This is a genomic window from Rhizobium sp. UBA1881, from assembly GCF_002338015.1.
Classification (GTDB): Bacteria; Pseudomonadota; Alphaproteobacteria; order Rhizobiales; family Rhizobiaceae; genus Rhizobium.
On the sequence record NZ_DDHH01000172.1, the window covers coordinates 12,702 to 13,358 of the forward strand.

The 657-nt window shown below is 63.5% G+C and carries 1 pseudogene; it reads right to left on the reverse strand.

The window, feature by feature from the left end:
- Positions 1–533 (reverse strand): annotated as a pseudogene (locus B3605_RS21095) (CtpF protein); the annotation flags it as partial.
- Positions 534–657: the final 124 nt, after the last annotated feature.

Sequence of the window (657 nt, forward strand, 5' to 3'; positions counted from 1 at the left end):
CCGACGCCGCCCTTGGCGCCGATGAAGGCGATGCTGCGCCCGAGCGGCTCGGCATCGGGATCGACGAAGATCGTCGCCATCGCCGTCATGATGTCGGCCATGCCCACCGGCTGCACGATATATTCGGAAATGCCGTTGCGGATCAGGTCGCGATAAAGCGCGATGTCGTTGTGGTAGCCGACGATGATGACCTTGGTCGACGGGTCGCAGACGGCCGCAAGCGGCGCCAGTTCGTTGAGCAGGTTGGCGCTATTGGCGCGCGTCTCGAGAATGATCAGGTTCGGCGTCGGCGCGCTTGCAAACATGTTGGCCGCGGCCGCGATGCCGCCGCTGGTGATGCGCAGGCTCACTTTCGACAGGCGGCGGTCGTTGCCGCAGCGCTCCATCACCCGCTGCAGTTCCTCGCTCTCACAGAAGGCATGGACCGAGATGCGCGGGAGCGGGCGCATGTTTTCCAGCTCGCCCATGCGCATCGCCTCTTCGGCTTGCTGAAGGTCGGCGGTGTTTGTGATGTCGTATTCAACCGTGCTCATCGTCAATCCTGGTCTGATCAGAAGCTGCCGGCGGCGTTGCCACCGACTTCTTCGATCGTGGATGTGCGTTCGCGATATTCCTTGATGGCGGCGTTGCGGCGCGTCGCGTCGATCGGCGTCATGC